The organism is Sporosarcina sp. JAI121, from assembly GCF_013408665.1.
Taxonomy (GTDB): domain Bacteria; phylum Bacillota; class Bacilli; order Bacillales_A; family Planococcaceae; genus Sporosarcina.
This window is the reverse complement of sequence record NZ_JACCCL010000002.1, coordinates 1-16821: the sequence shown is the minus strand read 5'-3', so window position 1 is coordinate 16821 and position 16821 is coordinate 1. Positions and strand designations below refer to the sequence as shown.

At 42.9% G+C, this 16821-nt stretch carries 13 protein-coding genes and 1 rRNA gene; 8 read left to right on the top strand and 6 right to left on the bottom strand.

The window, feature by feature from the left end; translation table 11 throughout:
- Window positions 1-15: 15 nt before the first annotated feature.
- The 6 genes from mnmG to rpmH all read right to left on the bottom strand — a co-directional run bounded on the left by mnmG (window position 16) and on the right by rpmH (window position 5740).
- Window positions 16-1905, bottom strand: a complete 1890-nt coding sequence (gene mnmG, locus HDC33_RS11595; protein ID WP_179392747.1) for a tRNA uridine-5-carboxymethylaminomethyl(34) synthesis enzyme MnmG — start codon at window positions 1903-1905, stop codon at window positions 16-18.
- A 23-nt stretch (window positions 1906-1928) separates the two neighbouring features.
- A complete protein-coding gene (mnmE, locus tag HDC33_RS11590) occupies window positions 1929-3314 on the bottom strand; it encodes a tRNA uridine-5-carboxymethylaminomethyl(34) synthesis GTPase MnmE (RefSeq protein ID WP_179392746.1) in 1386 nt (461 codons plus the stop codon).
- A 225-nt stretch (window positions 3315-3539) separates the two neighbouring features.
- The gene (gene jag / locus HDC33_RS11585; RefSeq protein ID WP_179392745.1) at window positions 3540-4337 is read right to left on the bottom strand and encodes an RNA-binding cell elongation regulator Jag/EloR; all 798 of its coding nucleotides are present in this window, start codon (window positions 4335-4337) and stop codon (window positions 3540-3542) included.
- Window positions 4334-5098 (bottom strand): membrane protein insertase YidC, encoded by a 765-nt coding sequence (yidC, locus tag HDC33_RS11580; RefSeq protein WP_179392744.1) that lies wholly within the window; start codon window positions 5096-5098, stop codon window positions 4334-4336. The genes jag and yidC overlap by 4 nt, the downstream gene beginning before the upstream one ends.
- 83 nt (window positions 5099-5181) lie before the next feature.
- On the bottom strand, window positions 5182-5526 hold the full coding sequence (gene rnpA / locus HDC33_RS11575; RefSeq protein WP_179392743.1) for a ribonuclease P protein component: 345 nt from the start codon (window positions 5524-5526) through the stop codon (window positions 5182-5184).
- Window positions 5527-5605: 79 nt separating this feature from the next.
- Complete coding sequence (gene rpmH / locus HDC33_RS11570; protein WP_179392742.1) at window positions 5606-5740, bottom strand: 50S ribosomal protein L34; 135 nt, start codon at window positions 5738-5740, stop codon at window positions 5606-5608.
- Between the two features lie 506 nt (window positions 5741-6246).
- Between rpmH and dnaA the strand changes: the two genes are divergently transcribed.
- The 8 genes from dnaA to HDC33_RS11530 form a co-directional block, all read left to right on the top strand.
- Complete coding sequence (dnaA, locus tag HDC33_RS11565) at window positions 6247-7596, top strand: chromosomal replication initiator protein DnaA (protein WP_179392741.1); 1350 nt, start codon at window positions 6247-6249, stop codon at window positions 7594-7596.
- 169 nt (window positions 7597-7765) lie between these two features.
- On the top strand, window positions 7766-8902 hold the full coding sequence (dnaN, locus tag HDC33_RS11560; protein ID WP_179392740.1) for a DNA polymerase III subunit beta: 1137 nt from the start codon (window positions 7766-7768) through the stop codon (window positions 8900-8902).
- A gap of 99 nt (window positions 8903-9001) precedes the next feature.
- Window positions 9002-9241, top strand: coding sequence for a S4 domain-containing protein YaaA (yaaA, locus tag HDC33_RS11555; protein ID WP_179392739.1), 240 nt, complete (start codon window positions 9002-9004; stop codon window positions 9239-9241).
- Entirely contained in the window at window positions 9231-10352 is a 1122-nt protein-coding gene (gene recF, locus HDC33_RS11550) for a DNA replication/repair protein RecF (protein ID WP_179392738.1), read from the top strand. The genes yaaA and recF overlap by 11 nt, the downstream gene beginning before the upstream one ends.
- 79 nt (window positions 10353-10431) lie before the next feature.
- On the top strand, window positions 10432-12354 hold the full coding sequence (gyrB, locus tag HDC33_RS11545; RefSeq protein WP_179393131.1) for a DNA topoisomerase (ATP-hydrolyzing) subunit B: 1923 nt from the start codon (window positions 10432-10434) through the stop codon (window positions 12352-12354).
- 70 nt (window positions 12355-12424) lie between these two features.
- Window positions 12425-14983 carry a DNA gyrase subunit A gene (gene gyrA, locus HDC33_RS11540; protein ID WP_179392737.1) on the top strand — a complete coding sequence of 853 codons (2559 nt, stop codon included), beginning with the start codon at window positions 12425-12427 and terminating at the stop codon, window positions 14981-14983.
- Window positions 14984-15097: 114 nt separating this feature from the next.
- Window positions 15098-16210 carry an HD-GYP domain-containing protein gene (locus tag HDC33_RS11535; protein WP_179392736.1) on the top strand — a complete coding sequence of 371 codons (1113 nt, stop codon included), beginning with the start codon at window positions 15098-15100 and terminating at the stop codon, window positions 16208-16210.
- Window positions 16211-16730: 520 nt separating this feature from the next.
- A 16S ribosomal RNA gene (locus HDC33_RS11530) occupies window positions 16731-16821 on the top strand; the annotation flags it as partial.

Sequence of the window (16821 nt, the reverse complement as noted above, 5' to 3'; positions counted from 1 at the left end):
TCCTTGCAAGCTAATTCAACCAGATATTTTGGCAATTCTTCCTTGTTCTATATAAACTAAAAGAATTGATATATCAGCCGGATTAACGCCGGATATGCGGGATGCTTGCGCAATCGATAATGGCCTGACTTCGTTTAGAACACTTTTTGCTTCCGTCGCAATACCCGATATTGCATCATAGTCAATATTCTCCGGGATTTTCTTATCCTCCAACTTTTTCATCTTTTCAACTTGTTGCATGGATTTCTCTATATAACCTTCGTATTTAATGAAAATTTCAACTTGCTCTTTCACTTCAGCAGATACTTTTTCTGCCGGCGGAACGATTCGTTCGATTTGACTATATTTTATTTCAGGACGTTTTAAAAGGTCGGCTGCTTTCATCGGTTCCCTTAGTTCCGAACCGCCTGTTTCTCGTATAATTTCTTGGGTATGATTATCGGGTTTAATCGAAATTTTTCGCAGCCTGGCAATCTCTTCATCAATTTGCTGTTTCTTTATGACATGCGCATCGTGTCTTTCTTCACTAACCAATCCAATTTCGTATCCTAATTCCGTCAAGCGCATATCTGCATTATCGTGGCGTAATAGTAGACGGTATTCCGCACGTGATGTAAGAAGTCTGTACGGTTCGCTTGTCCCTTTTGTGACCAGGTCATCAATGAGGACACCGATATAAGCATCAGCACGTCCCAGGACACGTTCTTCTTTCCCTAGTGCACGTGAAGCTGCATTAATGCCGGCCATGATCCCTTGACCTGCTGCTTCTTCGTAACCGGATGTCCCGTTAAGCTGTCCAGCCGTGTACAGATTGCGGATTCTTTTCGTTTCGAGTGTAGGCCAAAGTTGCGTGGGGACGATTGCATCATATTCAATTGCATAACCCGCACGCATCATCTCTGCATTTTCAAGTCCAGGAACACTTGCAATCAACTGCTTTTGAACATGTTCGGGCAGGCTTGTCGATAATCCCTGAACATATACTTCTTTCGTATTGCGGCCTTCCGGTTCGAGGAAAATCTGATGACGCGACTTATCCGCGAAACGTACAATTTTATCTTCAATGGACGGGCAATAACGTGGCCCTTTTCCTTTAATCATACCGGAATACATAGGTGATAAGTGGAGGTTTTCATTAATAAGTTCGTGAGTTCTCGGTGTTGTATATGTGAGCCAGCATGGCAGTTGATCTGTGATGAATTCGGTTGTTTCATAACTGAATGCCCACGCTGTATCATCTCCGGGCTGGATTTCAGTTTTACTGTAATCAATCGTTCTGCTATTCACACGCGGTGGTGTCCCTGTTTTGAATCTCACCATATCGAAGCCAAGCTCACGGATATTATCCGCCAGTTTAATGGACGGCATTTGGTTATTTGGTCCGCTTGAATATTTTAAGTCACCAATAATGACTTCTCCCCGTAGAAATGTACCTGTCGTGATAATGACTGTTTTCGCACGATAAACTGCTCCGACTTGTGTGACAAGTCCTTTTACTTCGTTGTCTTCCACAATCAGTTCTTCCACCACACCTTGATGAAGTGTCAGATTTTCCTGTTCCTCCAGAAGACGTTTCATTTCTTGCTGGTAAAGGACTTTATCGGCTTGCGCACGAAGTGCACGCACTGCTGGTCCTTTTCCTGTATTCAACATCCGCATTTGAATATGTGTTTTATCGATCACTTTCCCCATTGCGCCACCGAGTGCATCAATTTCACGCACGACAATCCCTTTAGCAGGACCACCGAGTGACGGGTTACATGGCATAAAGGCAATCATATCAAGATTCATTGTAAGTACAAGCGTCGTTGCACCCATTTTGGCAGCGGATAAAGCCGCCTCTACTCCGGCATGGCCGGCTCCAATAACAATGACATCGAACGTGCCAGCTTCAAATTTGGGCATGTTCTATTCCTTCCTTCTATTCTTTATTTTCCGAGGCAAAATTGTGAAAATAATTCATTGATCAAGCCATCCTGGACGGTGTCCCCAATAATTTCACCGAGAATCTCCCACGTCCGTGTGACATCAATCTGTATCATATCGACTGGAACACCAGCTTCAGCAGCCGCAAGTGCATTTTCGATTGTGGCACGAGCATTGTGTAGCAGTGCAATATGTCTTGCGTTTGAAACATATGTGAAATCACCTGACTCTAGATTTCCTTCAAAAAAGAGTCCGGCGATCGCTTCTTCCAGTTCATCTACCCCTTCGTCTTTCAAAAGGGATGTTGTGACAACTTTGCCCGTTCCAGCATATTCCATCACTTTGGGCAAATCGATTTTCTGCGGAAGATCGGTTTTATTGATGACAATAATCGTATCCATCCCCGACACCGCCTCGAAAAGCCTTTCATCTTCTATAGACAGCTCTTCGGAACTGTTAAGCACAAGCAAAATCAAATCCGCTTCCCTCAACACTTTCCTCGATCTTTCGACACCGATCCGTTCCACGATATCTTCCGTTTCCCTAATCCCGGCCGTATCGACAAGACGAAGTGGAACTCCGCGTACATTGACGTACTCCTCAATAATATCACGCGTTGTACCCGCAATGTCGGTTACAATCGCTTTATTTTCTTGAATGATACTATTCAACAATGAAGACTTTCCTACATTTGGTCTGCCAATTATAACTGTGGATAGTCCTTCCCGAAGAATTTTCCCTTGGGATGAAGTACGTAACAACTTATCGATTTCATTTCTCACCCACGTACTTTTCTCAATCATAAGTGGTATCGTCATTTCTTCAACATCGTCATATTCCGGATAATCAATATTTACTTCAACTTGTGCGAGTGTTTCAATAAGGGCTTGTCTTAAAGCACCGATCAACCGTGAAAGTTTTCCTTCCATCTGATTGAGCGCAACATCCATGGCCCGGTCTGTCTTCGAACGAATTAGATCCATGACCGCTTCGGCCTGGGATAAGTCGACACGCCCATTGAGGAATGCACGTTTCGTAAATTCCCCTGGTTCAGCAAGACGCGCACCTTCTTTCAACACCAATTTAAGAACGCGGGTGACCGCGACAATTCCGCCGTGACAATTAATTTCTATAACATCTTCACGTGTGAATGTTTTTGGTGCTTTCATAAGTGAAACCATCACTTCTTCGACAGTTTCACTAGTTGTTGGATCTATTAAATGTCCATAATGGATTGTATGTGACCGTTCTTCATTCAACCGTTTGTTCGACGGAGAACGGAAAATGCGATCTGTTATTTGGACAGCTTCATCCCCGCTTAACCTGACAATGGCAATTGCACCTTCTCCCATCGGAGTGGATATGGCGGCTATTGTATCAAAATGCACGTAGTTCACCTTCCTGCCTTGGTTACACACATGTGGATAACCTATTTCCGACACTACTATCTAACATAATATATTATCATAAATCCGTTCATCCTCCTAGCACCATAATTGAACAATTGTGGATAAGTTAAGTTGATTTTTCCAGGAAAACATGAAAAGGTCCGGTACAGACGGGATTCGTCTATACCGGACCTTTCTTAAATCGTATTACACTTTTTTCTTATTTCATCTAATTGATTCAATGACAAGATACCGATGGGGATCGGAACCTTCTGAATATGTTTCAATATCCAGTCGCCGTGATAATGCATTGTGGATAATTTTTCTTTCATAGGAGGCCATGGGTTCCAGTTGTACTTTTTTGCCGGTGCGAACTGCTTTATCGGCCATTCGGTCAGCAAGTTGCTCCAGTGACTGTTCACGACGTTCCCGATAATCCCCCACATCCACGCGGACGACTTTAAATTGGCTAGCCGATTTGTTTGTAATAAGTTGCGCTAATTGCTGGAGTGCATTCAATGTTTGACCACGTTTGCCAATTAACAACGCAGCTTTAGCACTTTCCATCTGATACGTGATGTATTTTCCGTCAATTTCATTGCTAATCTGAAGATCTTCAATCCCCATGCCAGCCGCAATCATCTGTAAATAATGTTCTGTCTCTTCAATGGCTGCCTCGTCGGACAGTTCCTCGATTTCTACTTCTTCTTTTCCCTCAGGAATTTCAACTGACTCACCCGTAACTTCTTCCGCAACTGAATCTGTCTGCTCAGATGTCGGAACTTCTATCACAGGTTCAATTTTCACTTCCACGGGCATTGCCACTTTTTCAGGGACGGAAGGTTCTTCAACATTTATCATGGTTACGGCCACTTCAGCTTGTTTTGCACCGAAACCAAGAAAACCCTTTTTCCCCTGATTGATCACTTCGACTTCTACTTCATCACGCGTAACACCGAGTGCTGCTAATGCTGATGAAATCGCTATTTCAACCGTGGTTCCCCTTCGCGTCATCCTTGTCATTTCCGTTTCCCTCCCACTTTTACAGGCTCCACTTCTTTTTTCTTAAATGGCTTGTAAATGAAGATATTTTGGATGATTGAAATGATATTACCGATTACCCAGTATAATGAGAGTGCTGCCGGCAGGAATGAACCGAAGATCATGATCATGAACGGCATGATATACATCATCACTTTCATCTGGGGGTTGTCCATTGCAGGACCTGTACGTAGAACGATGAACTGCATTGCACCTGCTAAAACTGCAAGCGTTATACTTGGCGCTGCGAGTTCAAACCATAAAAATTTCCCGATATCATACGTGACATTCATTCGACTGATGGCATGGTAGAATCCGAAAAGGATTGGCATCTGAATGATAACCGGCAAACAGCCTGCCACGGGATTGATTTTTCTCTCCGACATGACTTTTTGCATTTCTTCACGATACTTTTGTTGCGTGACAGCATCTTTTGATTTGTATTTCTCTTTGAGCGCTTTCAATTCAGGCTGGATTTCCTGCATACGTTTTGAGCTTTGCGTCTGTTTGATCATTAATGGAAGCAAGACCAGTCGAATGATGATTGTAACTGCAACAATTCCGTACCCATATGTCCCAAGTATATCTTTGAATGTCGTTATAAGTGAAACTAACGGCCAGACAACAAATTTGTTCCAAAATCCTTCACTGTTCTCGTAAATTGGTTCGTTGAACTCCGAACATCCTGCAAGAAATATCGACAACACTGTCAGTATGAGGATTAAGGTTAATTTCTTTTTCAAATCGTTTCCCCCAAATCTATTCTTATTCAGTTAGAAGGCTGATGGGCCAATGATTACAGTTTATCATGTTCATTTGCTTCCTTCTACTTCTTCTTGATTACTTTTGAAAGACGTAAGACATGCTGCAAACTTTTCTTGGTTTCATGAAAATCGAGTGTAGCTGCCTGATGTCTCGCGATTATGACATAATCCATGTCTTTCCGCAGTTCGTCTTTCATTTCCAGGAAGGATTGTCTTAAATAGCGTTTGATCCGATTTCGGGTGACAGCATTGCCAACCTTTTTGCTGACGGAAAGACCAATCCTGAATTCCACCTGGTCTTCCTTCCTATAGGAGTAGACAACAAATTGCCGATTCGCAAACGACTTCCCTTTTTTGAACACTTCTTGGAATTCCTCATTTTTCTTTATCCGTTGACGTCTGTTCATTTAATCCACCTGCTCCGTCATCTATAATTATATATTTTCATTATAAACAAGAAAAAAGACCACTGAAATGTCAGTGGCCTTATGCTGATAGCACTTTTCTTCCTTTACGACGACGAGCAGCAAGAATTCTGCGTCCGCTTTTCGTGCTCATTCTCTCACGGAAGCCGTGAACTTTACTACGCTTACGTTTATTTGGTTGGAATGTACGTTTCATCTTTTAAGACACCTCCTGCATTGATTGTCCTCTTATTACTGTGACAGTCTTGAATAGTATATCGGTCATTCATGGTAAAAGTCAATCTTTTTTTATCCAACGGGAATTCAGCTTACTCAAATCCAATGAATTCACCATGAAAAGTTATCCACGGTTCACCGGAACTTATTTAATTATTGATGTGTATAGATTTTTGTGGGATTTTTTTATGCACAATGCTTATCGACATCTTTTTCACATACCAAAGCCTGTGGATAAAGAGTTCGTCCACAGCTGCTTACGCTGTGGATAAGGTTCCAGAGTCCTTGTAATCCATGGCATTTCCTGTTACACTGAAATGGATTTTGTTGTGCACATATTTTTATAGTGAATTTGTTATCCACAATTGTTAATACATTGTGGATACTTTTTTCAACACTTTTGTATAATTGTTATCCACAAACGTGGAAACTGTGTATAATACATATCCTCGGGTTTTTTATTTTTATTGTAAAGGAGGCACACGTTTGGAACACTTGGAAGAATTATGGATTGAAGTATTGTCTAAAGTAGAACAGAAGATTTCAAGACCCAGTTTTGAAACTTGGCTGAAATCGACGAAGTTAATGTCGTATGGCGAAGAGAACGTCACAATAGCCGCTCCGAATTCATTTGCGAAAGATTGGCTAGAAAACCACTATGTACACCTTATTACTGGCATTCTCTCCGAATTGACCGGTGAAGATCGGATCATTCAGTTTGTCGTTCCAAAAAATATGGATGAAAATGATTTCATGCTGCCTAAAACAACTGTAAAACCAATAGAAAAAGTCCCAATGACATCGGCTCCCGGCATGCTGAACCTTAAATATACATTCGACACGTTCGTTATTGGTTCAGGAAACCGTTTTGCCCATGCTGCATCGCTGGCTGTTGCCGAAGCACCCGCAAAAGCCTATAATCCCTTGTTCATCTATGGAGGCGTAGGACTTGGAAAGACCCACTTGATGCACGCAATTGGACATTATGTACTTGAACAGAACCCATCAGCAAAGGTTATGTATCTTTCGTCCGAAAAGTTCACGAATGAATTCATCAACTCAATCCGTGATAACAAAGCCGTTGAATTCCGCAATCGATACCGGAATGTAGACGTACTCTTAATAGATGATATTCAATTCCTAGCGGGAAAAGAACAAACACAAGAAGAATTTTTCCATACTTTTAATACTCTCCATGAAGAATCGAAACAGATCGTCATCTCAAGTGACCGGCCTCCGAAAGAGATACCTACGCTTGAAGACAGGCTCAGATCCCGCTTCGAATGGGGACTAATTACGGATATAGCACCTCCTGACCTGGAAACCCGGATCGCGATTTTGCGAAAAAAGGCGAAAGCGGACGGGCTCGTTGATATCCCTAATGAAGTAATGTTATATATTGCAAACCAGATCGACTCGAATATACGTGAGCTCGAAGGGGCTCTCATACGCGTCGTTGCTTATTCATCACTGGTCAATTCGGATATCAATACGGATCTTGCTGCAGAAGCTTTGAAAGATATCATTCCGAATTCTAGACCGCGGACGGTGACGATTCTTGACATCCAAAAAGCCGTCGGAGAGCACTTCAACGTGAAACTGGAAGACTTCTCCGCCAAGAAAAGGACAAGGGCCATCGCCTTTCCCCGACAAATTGCAATGTTTTTATCCAGAGAACTTACGGACTTTTCCTTACCAAAGATAGGATCAGAATTCGGGGGGCGTGATCATTCAACTGTCATTCATGCGCACGAGAAAATCAGAACTATGTTGAAAGACGAACAAGCCCTTCAACAAGATGTCCAAGATATTCGTAATGTTCTTGGCAGAGGTTGACCTGTGCATAACATAGAACAAGAGAAGCACACATGTGAACAGTTTATACACATGTGGAAAACCTTAATACGTATAGGGTAAATTAACTTACCCACATATCCACAGCCCCTACTACTATTACTACTAATTTATTAATAACTAATAATATATATATAAGCGAGGGTACAGAATGAAATTCGAAATTATGAGAGACAAGCTGCTCGACGGATTAAGCGACGTAATGAAAGCGATTAGCCAAAAAGTTGCAATTCCTATTTTGACGGGGATAAAAATCGAAGTGAACGAAAAAGGAATGACTTTGACGGGAAGCGATTCAGATATAACGATTTGTACATTCATACCTGCTGAAGACAATGGGGAACAGATTATTCGAGTTATGGAGAAAGGCAGTATCGTATTGCAGGCGAAGGTTTTTAGCGAAATCGTACGAAAACTTCCGACAAATGACGTAACAATAGAAGTTGCAAACGGACTTCAAACACATATTCAATCTGGGAAATCGGAGTTCCATCTCATTGGACTGGAGCCTGGAGAATATCCGATCCTTCCTGAAGTGAAAGACGAATATCTGTTTTCATTACCGGCAGATCTGATGAAATCAATTATCCGGGAAACTGTATTCGCCGTTTCTCAACAAGAAACCAGACCTATACTGACAGGCGTTCATTGGGAAGCAAAAGATGGGGGACTTGCATGTGTTGCCACGGATAGCCACCGATTGGCAAGAAGGTTGACGATTCCCGAAGAAATGCCGGAAGTACCTTTCAGCGTTGTTATCCCCGGTAAAAGTCTTCAGGAATTGAATAAAATCTTGCCTGACAATAGTGAACTTGTGGATATCGTCATTGCAGACCAACAGGTGTTATTTAAAACCCGTGATGTTTTATTTTATTCACGCCTACTGGAAGGCAATTACCCGGACACATCTCGACTTATCCCGTTGGAGTATAAAACATCGGTGACGGTCAATGGGCGCCTTCTTCTACAAGCAATTGACAGGGCTTCACTATTGGCACGCGAAGAACGGAATAATATTGTCCGTTTTTCAGCGGACGAAGGGAACATTATCGAAATTTCTTCGAATTCGCCTGAAGTGGGGAAAGTGGAAGAATTGGTGGAAACAATTGGTGTGAAAGGCGAACAGTTGAATATTTCTTTCAGTGCCAAATATATGATGGACGCTTTGAAAGCCATTGATGGGCAGGACGTAACCATCCAATTTACAGGTGCAATGCGGCCGTTCATCTTGAAATCTGTCGATGACGACACAATTTTACAACTTATTCTACCTGTACGGACATACTGAATCTTGAAGGATAGTCACTTATTTGACTATCCTTTTTACTTACAGCCGAAAGTCGGCTAAAATAGAAGGATATACTAACTTGTGAAGGGTTGAGGACCTATGGAAAATATTACGATTGATACAGATTTCATAACGCTCGGACAATTATTGAAAATGACGAATGCTATCAGTTCGGGCGGCATGTCTAAATGGTTCTTGGAAGAAAACATTGTCTACGTAAACGGCGAGGAGGAGCAGCGCCGGGGTAAAAAACTTCGTGACGGAGATATCATCAAAATTCCCGATATCGGCACTTTTAAAGTAATTGGACTACCAGACGGTCAAACGGATGCATATTGAACGGCTTGCGTTGACGGATTACCGGAATTATAAATCACTCGACCTTTCATTTTCTCCGCAAATCAATGTGTTGATCGGTGAAAATGCCCAAGGTAAAACGAACATCATGGAAGCTATCTATGTTCTTTCCATGGCAAAATCACATAGAACTTCAATTGATCGTGAATTAATACGCTGGGACCAGGAATATGGTAAAATAGAAGGGAACATACAACGGAAATATGGACGACTGCCGTTAGAATTGATTATTTCCAAAAAAGGCAAGAAAGCGCGTGTCAATCATCTCGAGCAGAAACGCCTAAGCCTATACATCGGTCAATTGAATGTGGTCATGTTTGCGCCGGAAGATTTGAATCTTGTAAAAGGCAGCCCACAGGTGCGAAGACGATTTCTCGATATGGAAATCGGTCAAATTTCGCCGGTCTATTTGCATGATCTTTTAACATTTCAAAAGTTACTAAAACAACGTAATGCCATATTAAAAGACAATCGGGGTAAATCAACCCTCGACGATGTCATGTTTGATATTTATACAGAGCAGTATATTCAAGTTGCCGTACAAATTATTCGCAAACGGTTTTATTTCATGGAACTTTTGCAGAAATGGGCTGAACCGATCCATAAAGGAATTTCACGTGGAATCGAATCCCTTCAAATTTCGTATGGAACATTAAAAGAACTTGATTCGGGACAGACTGAGGAACAAATGCAATCAATCCTCTGCCAGCGGCTACATGAAGCCAGACGTCGTGAACTGGATCGCGGTATTACGCTAATTGGTCCGCATAGGGACGATCTTCACTTTTTTGTCAACGGGTACGACATCCAAACGTATGGGTCGCAGGGGCAGCAGAGAACAACGGCGCTGTCCCTTAAACTTGCGGAAATCGAGCTCGTCAAGCAGGAAGTTGGAGAACCGCCTGTACTACTTCTCGATGATGTCCTGTCCGAACTTGATGATTATCGGCAATCCCATCTTCTGAACACGATTCAAGGAGAAGTGCAGACCTTCGTCACAACGACAAACATAGCAGGGATTGACCATGAAACAATTCGCCAAGCAGACATATTTGAAGTTTCGGCAGGTGAAGCAGCGAAGAAAGAGGAATGACGATTGAAGTCTTCCGTTTTTATAGGGTCAGGCAATTAGGATGTTAGACGTTCTGAAAGGAAAGGTGAACAGTTTGGCAATGGAAGAGAAGGATATGCAGATGGCCTATGATGAAAATCAAATCCAAGTCTTAGAGGGGCTGGAGGCTGTCCGCAAACGTCCAGGTATGTATATCGGAACGACCAGTTCAAAAGGACTTCATCATCTGGTGTGGGAAATTGTCGATAACAGTATTGACGAGGCACTTGCCGGTTACTGTGATCATATCGAAGTAACGATAGAAAAAGATGATTGGATCCGTGTCGATGACAATGGTCGGGGAATACCGGTCGGAACACAAGAATCGACGGGCAGGCCTGCTGTTGAGGTCATCATGACGGTACTTCACGCCGGCGGTAAATTCGGAGGCGGCGGTTACAAAGTTTCCGGAGGCTTGCATGGAGTGGGTGCGTCCGTCGTGAATGCACTGTCCGAGACGACGGAAGTGTTCGTCAGACGTGATGGAAAAGTGCATTATATCGAGTTTGAACGCGGTGCTGTGTCGAAAGAACTCAGCATAATCGGAGAAACGGACGAAAGCGGTACGAGAATCCGCTTCAAAGCAGACCCTGAAATATTTACAGAAACAACAATATACGAGTATGAAATTTTAGCAAACCGGCTTCGTGAACTTGCTTATCTGAATCGCGGTCTACGGATCACAATTACAGATGAACGCGGCGATGAGGAACGGAGCGACGTCTATTACTACGAAGGCGGCATCAAGTCCTACGTCGAACATTTGAATAAAAACAAAGAGCCGATTCATGAAGAACCGATTTTCATAGAAGGCGAAAAAGACGGGATTTCGATTGAAATTGCGATGCAATACAATAGCGGTTATGCAGAGCACTTATTTTCATTCGCCAACAACATCAACACGTATGAAGGCGGTACCCATGAATCAGGCTTCAAGACAGCATTAACGCGTGTCATTAATGACTATTCCCGGAAGAACGGTGTGTTGAAGGAAGCTGATCCAAATCTATCAGGCGATGACGTGCGTGAAGGATTGACGGCCATCATTTCAATCAAACATCCTGATCCGCAATTCGAAGGACAGACGAAAACGAAACTTGGTAATTCAGAAGTCAGTACAATAGTGAATTCATTGTTCTCTGAAGGATTCCAAAGATTCCTGCTTGAAAATCCTACAACGTCGCGTCAAATCATCGATAAAAGTTTGATGGCTGCACGCGCGCGTCTTGCTGCAAAAAATGCCCGTGAATTCACACGCAGGAAATCAGCACTTGAAGTGTCCAGTCTTCCAGGGAAACTGGCGGACTGTTCATCACGCGATCCAGCAATAAGTGAACTGTATATCGTTGAAGGTGACTCGGCGGGCGGTTCAGCCAAAATGGGACGCGATCGTCACTTCCAGGCCATTCTTCCCCTTCGAGGTAAAATCCTCAACGTTGAAAAAGCAAGACTCGACCGGATTCTAGGCAACCTGGAAATTCGAGCAATGATCACGGCGCTTGGTACAGGCATCGGGGAAGAATTCGATCTCGCAAAAGCACGATACCATAAACTTGTCATTATGACTGATGCGGATGTCGATGGTGCCCATATCCGTACACTTCTTTTAACCTTCTTCTTCCGCTTCATGCGCCCACTAATCGAAGCAGGTTATGTCTACATTGCCCAGCCGCCGCTTTATCGGGTGAAGCAAGGGAAAACGGAGGAGTATTGCTATACGGAGGAAAAACTCCAAGAAATTATCGGCCGTCTTTCAGCTATGCCGAAACCTGTTATTACCCGGTATAAAGGTTTGGGGGAAATGGATGCGACCCAATTATGGGATACGACAATGGATCCCGACCAACGCACGCTTCTCCAAGTGAATCTTGAAGATGCATTCGATGCAGATTCGACATTCCAGCAGCTGATGGGGGACGAAGTCGAACCAAGGCGTAGATTCATCGAAGAGAATGCAATGTATGTTAAAAATATAGACACTTGATGATTGAATTGAAGCGATATATAGAGAGAATTACTTTTTAGGATTTTTGAGTTGAAAGGAGTCTAACAACATGGCAGATATGCCAAAACGTGGTGTCCAGGGGATTAATATCAGTACGGAAATGAAGACATCATTCCTTGACTATGCAATGAGTGTCATCGTTTCACGTGCGCTCCCCGATGTGAGGGATGGTTTAAAGCCGGTCCATCGCCGTATTCTGTATGCAATGCAGGACCTTGGAAATACCGCAGATAAACCGCATAAGAAGTCCGCACGTATTGTCGGTGACGTTATTGGTAAGTATCATCCCCATGGTGATAGTGCCGTATACGACACGATGGTAAGGATGGCGCAGGATTTCAACTACCGTTATATGCTCGTCGACGGTCACGGCAATTTCGGTTCTGTCGATGGTGATGGTGCGGCTGCAATGCGTTATACAGAATCACGTATGTCACGCATTGCTATGGAACTTCTCCGTGATATTAATAAAGACACAGTCGATTACCAGGACAACTATGACGGGCAAGAAAGAGAACCAATCGTTCTACCGAGTCGTTATCCGAACTTACTCGTCAATGGAACTACCGGAATTGCGGTCGGAATGGCAACAAACATACCTCCGCATCATCTTGGAGAAACAATTGATGCCGTTCTTGCATTAGCCGACAATCCTGCAATTACGACGGAAGAATTGATGGAAATCATTCCAGGTCCGGACTTCCCGACTGGCGGTATCATCCTGGGACGAAGCGGAATTAGAAGAGCTTATGAAACGGGACGGGGCTCCGTCATTATCCGAGGGAAGGTAGAAATTGAACAGCAGTCGAACGGCAGGGAGACGATCCTTGTACATGAATTACCATTCCAGGTGAACAAGGCGCGTCTCATCGAAAAGATTGCCGAGCTGGTACGCGATAAGAAGATTGACGGTATCACAGATTTACGGGATGAATCGGACCGTACAGGAATGCGTATCGTCATGGAGGTCCGCCGTGATGCAAATGCAAATGTGTTGTTAAATAATTTATACAAACAAACGGCATTGCAGTCCAGTTTCGGTGTCAATATGCTTGCATTGGTCGATGGTCAACCCAAAGTCCTGGCATTGAAGGAAATCCTGTACCATTACCTGGAACACCAAAAAGTAGTCATACGCAGACGTACACAGTATGACCTGAAAAAAGCGGAAGACCGTGCCCATATCTTGGAGGGTCTTCGCATCGCACTAGATAACATTGATCAAATCATTACCCTCATCCGCGGTTCGAAAACAACAGATGAAGCGAAAACAGGTTTGATGGATCGGTTTAATTTATCTGATCGACAAGCACAGGCCATCCTCGACATGCGTCTTCAAAGATTGACAGGACTAGAGCGAGATAAAATTGAAAGCGAATATGAAGCACTGCAAGTTCTTATGTCTGAACTCCGTGCCATCCTCGCAGACGAATTTAAACTGCTTGAAATCATCCGCGAGGAATTGCTCGAAGTGAAAATTCGTTTTGAAGACAAACGCAGAACTGAAATTACACTGGGCGGGGCCGAAATGATCGAGGATGAGGATCTCATTCCAGTCGAAAACTCGGTGTTGACACTTACGCATAACGGGTATATTAAACGTTTGCCTGCCAGTACGTACCGCAGTCAACGCCGCGGGGGGCGTGGAATACAAGGAATGGGCACCAACGATGATGATTTCGTTGAACATCTCTTGAACACGTCGACGCATGATACAATTTTATTCTTCACGAGCAGGGGCCGGGTATTCCGTACGAAAGGCTATCAAGTTCCTGAATTTAGCCGGACGGCAAAAGGGTTGCCAATCATCAACCTATTAGGCGTCGACAAGGATGAGAAAGTAACGGCTATGATTCCTGTAGATGTATTTGAGGAAGATAAATACTTATTCTTTGCAACTCGTAATGGTATCGTCAAACGTACACCTGTCTCCGAGTTTGGCAATATCCGATCGAATGGATTGATTGCACTCACGCTTCGTGGCGATGATGAACTTATTGAGGTTAAAATGACGAGCGGTGACGAGAACATCGCGATTGGGACGAAGGATGGCATGTTGATCAAATTCAATGAGACGGATATTCGCTCAATGGGTAGGATAGCAGGCGGAGTCCGAGGTATCCGTCTTCGTGAAGATGATATCGTAATCGGAATGGACACCGTGCACGAAGGTGATGAAATCCTCGTTGTTACAGAAAAAGGGTTCGGAAAACGGACGCCTGAAGATGAATACCGTATCCAGTCACGTGGCGGTTATGGTTTAAAAACATTGCATGTAACAGATCGAAATGGCCTTCTTGTGGCAATGAAAACAGTAGATGGAACCGAGGATCTTATGCTAATCACGATACATGGCATACTAATCCGTATGGACATTGACGATATTTCAGTTATTGGACGCAGTACGCAAGGAGTACGTCTAATCCGTCTGGGAGAAGATGAACTTGTCGCGACTGTCGCTAAAGTTGTAAAAGAAGAAGAAGAAGAAGAAGAAGAAGAGAACGAAGAAATCACCGACAGTAATTTTGGAGATAGCGAAGTTCCTTCCGAAAATGTAGAAGACGAAAAGATATCCACTATCGAGGAAGAAGAGGATAGCGAGTCTTGAGAAAAAGGTTATTGAAACGGCTGAAGTGCTGTTTCAATAACCTTTTTTAAATCGTCTAATTCTAGTATTTAGAGTATGATAGAAAGAACTAACATACGAAAGTGGGAAACGTTGATGACGGAAACGTATATAAAAGCTAGCGACTTACGCCCAGGTATTGTCATAGACGAAGATATATTTGCAAATACAATCCATCCCATCATTAGAAAAAATACCGAACTCTCATTAGAGCAAATAGAAGTCCTTCATGCATTCAGCATCAAAAAAGTCAAAGTCAACGTCCAAGAAGGCCCTATTATCATAAGAAAACAAACGGATGGTGCTGAAAAGGAAGACATCATCGATCGCGACGAAGTTCTTGCAACTTTGATAGTGGAACAAGCTGATCTGCAAATGCAATACAAAGAAGCGGTTCATAACTACAAAAAAGAGTTTCTTGGGTGGTGCGCGGGTGTACGTCCAGATATAGCAAAAGTCCGTTCAATAGTAATCCCCTTATTGGAGACGTTTAACGAACAGAAAAAGATGATAACAATATTAAATGACCTTTCGACTCCTAAAGACTATATATATCATCATTCAATTGCCGTTGGAGTACTGGCATCTGCTATCAGCATGCAGATAGGTTTTCCAAGAGGTCAGATTCTGCAACTCGGACTCGCAGGTACCCTTGCCGACTGCGGAATGGCAAAAATTGATATGCAGATTACGGAGAAAGCTGTTTTTCTCACAAAGAATGAATTCAATGAAGTAAAGAAACATCCAGTATATAGTTATCAGATGCTTCAAGATACACCACTTTTACGTAAAGAAATGAAGTTGGCAATCTTTCAGCACCATGAGCGTCTCGATGGAAGCGGCTATCCGCGTGGCGACAAAATGGAGAAAGTTTCCGTTCATTCACAAATCCTTGCAGTGGCAGATGTTTTCCATGCTATGACCTCGGAAAGGGTTTACCGCTCGAAAGAATCCCCATTTAAGGTAATTGAGATGATTAAGGAAGAAGAGTTCGGGAAGTTTGATATTAAAATCGTCCAGGCGTTGCATGATATAGTAGCTAATATTTCAATCGGATCAAAAGTACAACTGACGAATGGCGTGGTAGGTGAAGTGATATTTGTCCACCGTGATGCAAGACTGCGACCGATGGTGAAGAAATGTACGGATGGTTCTATTTTGGATCTCACAATAAATCGTCATCTTGCAATAGAAAAGGTATTGTTATAGAAGGAGTTAGTTGAATTAGTAAGATAAAGAGTAGAGAAAATGCATTGGACGGTGGATTTAGACGTTATTGAAAAGAAATTGAAGATATTATGAAGTTGGCATTGCATTTAGGATGACCAGGTGTTATATTAGATAACGTTGCCAGTCCGACATAACGAAAACAGTCAAACAACGAAAAAAGAAATTGAAATTAGTTGTTGACACGGACGACGTAACTTGATATGATATAAAAGTTGTCACCGAAACAACGACAACTGGGAGTGAGAGAAACGGAATACAAATACTCTCGAATGAACCTTGAAAACTGAACAGCAAAACGTCAATGAAATACAGCGAGAGTGCTAACGCACTTGAGCAAAACGTTTCTTAGTAAGCTGACTTCTGTCGGACGAAAAGAAACACAATCGAATCTTCGGATTCAGGGGAGGAATTCTATTCCTCTCCAGTCAGCAAGAAATGAGCTATTCATTTTCTTTATGGAAAACTATTTTCATCATGCTTTGCACGATGAAAAAGTTCTATTATGGAGAGTTTGATCCTGGCTCAGGACGAACGCTGGCGGCATGCCTAATACATGCAAGTCGAGCGGAATGATGGGAGCTTGCTCCCTG